Here is a 2124-nt window from a genome sequence, read left to right on the forward strand (position 1 = left end):
ATGTAATGTCAGCGACCAATATTGATGGTGGTAAAGGTGAAGGTGTTGCCGGAACTCCAGTTAGTCTTGGTGGCCTTGGCTATAGTGATGGTGACTACGGTATTGGTGCTCCTGCCAACGCTGGCGGTGGTGGTAATTATAACTCTGGCGGTGGTGGTGGTGCTAACGTTGGTCCAGGTGGTCGCGGTGGTTACTATGCTAATTCAACGAGTTATTATCCAGGTGAGCCTGGAACGGGTATTGGACTGGCTGATCCAACACGTTTAACCCTTGGCGGTGGTGGTGGCGCAGGCCAAGAAAATAATGGTGTTGGACAAAATGGTGCTGATGGTGGTGGTATTGTTTACATCTCGGCTAATACAGTAACCGGTACTGGTACGATTAATGCCAATGGTAATACCTCACCAAATGCAGGTGGTGATGGCCCTGGTGGTGGTGGTGCAGGTGGTTCAGTGCTGGTGTATAACAAAGATGGAGCTTCATTATCGACGCTAACTGTGAATGCGGTTGGTGGTAACGGTGCCGCGTCATCGGGTGGTCATGGACAGTCCGCTGGTGGTGGTGGTGGTTCTGCAATCTTTAATAGCTCTGGTGCCTCAGCCAATGTTAGTGGAGGTAATGCAAGTTGTACTGGCCAGTTACTCTGTGGTGATGCGGGTGGTGATGGTCAAGTAATTAACTCTACAACACTACCAACAGAACCAGCAGTATGTAGTTTCGAACTATCTGGTTTTGTTTTTGATGACAGCAGTACTGCCCCAACTTTAAACGGTATTAAAGATGTTGGTGAAGCTGGATTAGGTATCGCGGTTCCTGTAATTGCTTATAACACCACAACCAGTGAATGTTTTGTGGCAACTGCAGATGCAACAACTGGCGCGTATTCAATGACCATTCCTGGTGGCAGTTATGAGGTATATGAAGCCGCTTTAGAGACTGATCTTGTTAACCCTACCTGTCCTCCAACTATTGGAACATTAGATCCTAGCGTGGGTGGTTATGTGGGGGCAACTATAGGAGATCCAATCAATGTTCATTCGAGTTCACCTAATGTACAAACCGTCTCATTAACGGCTGATGTTAGCGATGTAAATTTTGCTGACTTTACGATTACCGCCTATCCAACCTGTAGTACCGATGCTTATCTATTACGTAATAATCCAACCGATATTACCAGTGTGAACTTGGCCTTAGGTACAGTGACGCCGTTGTTCGATGATGTGTTACCAAGTGCAACAGGTCTATTTGGTGGTACGGGTTATAACTTTATTACTAACACCTTGATTGGCGACAATATTCAAGATAAAGACTCTGTATTGATGGTTGACGGTGCCGGATCTGCCTTCGTGCTGCCAATTACAGGTAGTACGATGGCAATCAATAACTATAACAGCGGTGATATTGATGATAATGGTGTGCTATTACTGATGAATAGTAGTGGTACCAGTATGTATCGTATTGATGTTAATCCAAATAGTAGCACTTATTTGCAGCAGATCGGTGAGGTTTCGGTATCGGCTCCTGTTATGGCAGATATGGCAATTAACCCTATTGATAATATGCTCTATACCTTAACGCCGACCGGGTCTTTGGTTAAGTTTGATCCTGTAACTGGTGCTCGAACTAACTTAGGGTACGTTGGTATTAACGGTGAAACAGGAACCGGATGGGGGGCAGTATACTTTGATGATCAAGGTTTCTTCTACGCTTCTCAAAATCCAAATCCAGGCCGTATTATTCGAATTGATATTTCAGACCCAAGCTTGCCATCAGGCAGTTATAGTGCGGTGAATTTCACTCAAATGAACGCGTCTACCAGCCAAAATGATGGTGCACGCTGTCGTTTAGCGCCATTACCATTAGATTTCGGTGATGCCCCTGAAACGTCAGGTTATCCAACAACATTGGCTAATAATGGTCCTCGTCATTTAACAGAAGAGACCGGGTTATATATCGGTACTGTAGCGGCAGATAATGAAAATGATGGTCAGCCAGATGCAGATTATGCCGGTGATGATAATGCAGGAGCCGCACCTGATGATGAAGATGTACTAAGTGCTCTTATTACGGCCGATGTATCAAGCCCAACAGTGACGCAAACTGTGCCCGTGGTAAACACTACAG

The 2124-nt window shown here is 45.5% G+C and carries 1 pseudogene; it reads left to right on the plus strand.

What is annotated here, in order from left to right:
• Positions 1–2124, plus strand: a pseudogene (locus tag I3255_RS13815) (hypothetical protein); the annotation flags it as partial.

Source organism: Psychrobacter sp. Ps6, from assembly GCF_022129235.1.
In the GTDB taxonomy this organism is placed as follows: domain Bacteria; phylum Pseudomonadota; class Gammaproteobacteria; order Pseudomonadales; family Moraxellaceae; genus Psychrobacter.